Here is a 2638-nt window from a genome sequence, read left to right as displayed (position 1 = left end):
GCGGGCCGTCCCTGCTGCAGGAGGCGCGGGAGGCGGTCCGCTACGGAGAGTTCGCCCTGGCGGCCCGCAAGGGCCTGGCGGCTCTGCGCAGCGCCTTCGATCGCGAGCTCATCTGCCTGTGGGACGACGCCGACGAGGCGCGGGGGGAGGCGGTCGCCGTCCTTTGCCCGCTGGCCTCGCCCCGGCTCGCCCCCTCCGAGGCTCGCCTGGAAGCCGCCGTGGTCCACCCCGAAGGGCCGCTCGACGCCTTGCGCCTGGTGCTCGCCGCAGCGTTCCGGGACTGGCGCGCCGATCCGGACGTCCGCTGCGCCATGGCCCAGACGGTCGAGGTGCTGGGCGCCGGCCCCGTGCCCGCCTTGCTGGACGGCGAGCGGTTCACCTTCGAAGGACCGCTGCGGGTCGAGCTCGTGCCGGAGGCTTTCCTGGCGCTCACGCCGGGCGACCGGCCCGGATGACGGCGGGCGCCCGACGTCCAGCCACTGGACGCAGGCCCAAGAACGCTCGCCCTCAGCAGGGTCTCATCGCGCCGGTCGCCACCGCGATCCTGAAACACTCCTGGGCGCCGGTCTCGCAGTCGATGACGGTTACGGAGACCTCCTCCTGGCCTGTGTCGTCGTCTGGTCCCCAGCACTCGAGGAAGCCGATCGCCGCATCGGTGAAGCTCTCCGCCTCCGGGACCTTGTGGCCGGAGCAGGGGCCCTCGTCCGTCGCATAGGCGTAGAAGCGACCCGGCGCAGGGCTCGCACAAGGTTCCGGTTGGCGATGCGACGGCGAAACGCGGTTCATCGGCGGATCACGACCATAGGGCGCGGGCAGAACGCGCGTCGCCTTGCGCCGTTTCCACGGAACCGGCGCCACGGCGGACGGCGTTCATGCGCCGGGAGTGCAGGGGAAATGGCCAACCGAAACTCGCGCGACTGGATGTGGTCCGACGCTTTGCAGATGCTGGCGCGCGCCGACCAGCTGCACCGGCAGGTTTTCCGCCCGGCCGCGGCGACGCGGGCGCCGTGCTGGGAGCCGCCGGTCGACCTCCTGGAGACGGCCGGCGAGGTGCAGATCATCGCCGCCCTCCCGGGCGTCGACCCGGAGGGCGTGCAGGTCTTCATCGATGAGGGCGGCGCCCTGGTGATCACGGGCCGGCGGGACCCTTCGCCTGCGATGCGGCGGGCGATGATCCACCGCCTGGAATTGCCGCAGGGCCAGTTCGCCCGTCGGGTCCCGCTGCCGGCCGGCCGCTACGGCCGCATCGACTGGCAGGCCGAGCACGGCTGTCTCACGGTGACGCTGCACAAGACAGGCCAGGCCCGATGAGCGGCGATCCCTCCAGCAGCGGCGTGCGCGACTTCCCGGAGGACGCGGTCGTCGTCGTGCCCGTGTCCAACGTCATCTTTCCCGGGATCGTCTTCCCGATCGTGCTCGATCGCCCGAGCGCCGTGGCGGCCGCCCAGCACGCCCTGCGCGAACAGCACCCGCTGGTGCTGGTCCTGCAGCAGGACCTTCAGGCGCCCGACCCAGGACCGCGGTCGCTGCACCGGATGGGGACGCTCGCCAACGTCCTTCGCTATGTGACCGGGCCGGACGGGGCGCCCCACGTCGCCTGCCAGGGCGTCGAGCGGTTCGAGATCACCGAATGGCTGGAGGGCTATCCCTTCATCGCCGCCCGGGGCCGACGGGTCACCGAGCCGGAGGCGGCCGGGCCCGAGATCGAGGCCAGGTTCCTGCATCTGCGCAGCCAGGCCTTGGAAGCGCTGCAGCTCCTGCCGCAATCGCCGCCCGCCGAACTGGTGAGCGCGGTCGAGGGCGCCAGCTCCGCGGCTGCGCTCGCCGACCTCGTGGCCGCCTATCTCGACCTGCAGCCGCCGGAGAAGCAGGAGATCCTGGAGACCGTGGACCTGCAGGCGCGGCTCGACAGGGTCTCGACCTTCCTGGCGAAGCGGCTGGAGGTCCTGCGCCTCACCAGTGAGATCGCCCAACGGACCCGCGAGTCGCTCGGCGAGCGTCAGCGTCAGACCCTGCTGCGCGAGCAGATGGCCGCCATCCAGCGGGAGCTTGGCGAGACCGATGATCGCGAAGAGCTGGTGGAGCTGGAGAGCGCGATCGAGGCGGCCGGCATGCCGGACGAAGTGGTGCAGCAGGCCCGCAAGGAGCTGCGCCGTCTCGCCCGCACCCCCGAGGCCGCGGCCGAGTACGGCATGGTGCGCACCTATCTGGAGTGGCTCGTCGAGCTGCCCTGGAAAGCGCCCGAACCCGTCCCGCTCGACTTGGCCGAGGCGCGCCGCATCCTCGACGAGGACCACTTCGGGCTGGAGAAGATCAAGCAGCGGATCGTCGAGCATCTGGCGGTCCGGCGGCTCGCGCCGGAAGGCAAGGCGCCGATCCTCTGCTTCGTCGGCCCGCCGGGCGTGGGCAAGACCTCGCTCGGCCAGTCGATCGCGCGCGCCATGCACCGGCCGTTCGTGCGGGTGAGCCTGGGCGGGGTGCACGACGAGTCCGAGATCCGGGGCCACCGTCGCACCTATGTCGGCGCCCTGCCGGGCAACATCATCCAGGCGATCCGCAAGGCCGGCCGCCGCGACTGCGTGATGATGCTGGACGAGATCGACAAGATGAGCGCGGGGCTGCACGGCGATCCGTCCGC

At 71.9% G+C, this 2638-nt stretch carries 3 protein-coding genes and 1 pseudogene; 3 read left to right on the top strand and 1 reads right to left on the bottom strand.

The genetic code is table 11. From position 1 onward, the window contains the following. Window positions 1-455: pseudogene (locus A2790_RS02800) on the top strand (hypothetical protein); the annotation flags it as partial. A gap of 52 nt (window positions 456-507) precedes the next feature. On the opposite strand, the gene A2790_RS02795 reads toward A2790_RS02800, so the two are convergent. Beyond that, the gene (locus tag A2790_RS02795; RefSeq protein WP_293387370.1) at window positions 508-786 is read right to left on the bottom strand and encodes a DUF5961 family protein; all 279 of its coding nucleotides are present in this window, start codon (window positions 784-786) and stop codon (window positions 508-510) included. Window positions 787-894: 108 nt separating this feature from the next. Between A2790_RS02795 and A2790_RS02790 the strand changes: the two genes are divergently transcribed. Then, window positions 895-1311: an Hsp20/alpha crystallin family protein gene (locus tag A2790_RS02790; protein ID WP_293387368.1), complete on the top strand. Its 417-nt coding sequence runs from the start codon at window positions 895-897 to the stop codon at window positions 1309-1311. After that, the coding region (locus A2790_RS02785; RefSeq protein WP_293387366.1) for an LON peptidase substrate-binding domain-containing protein at window positions 1308-2638 on the top strand (1331 nt) is incomplete at its 3' end. The genes A2790_RS02790 and A2790_RS02785, both read left to right, overlap by 4 nt.

The organism is Phenylobacterium sp. RIFCSPHIGHO2_01_FULL_69_31 (assembly GCF_001824475.1).
GTDB lineage: Bacteria > Pseudomonadota > Alphaproteobacteria > Caulobacterales > Caulobacteraceae > Phenylobacterium.
This window is presented reverse-complemented; position numbering and strand designations above follow the sequence as displayed.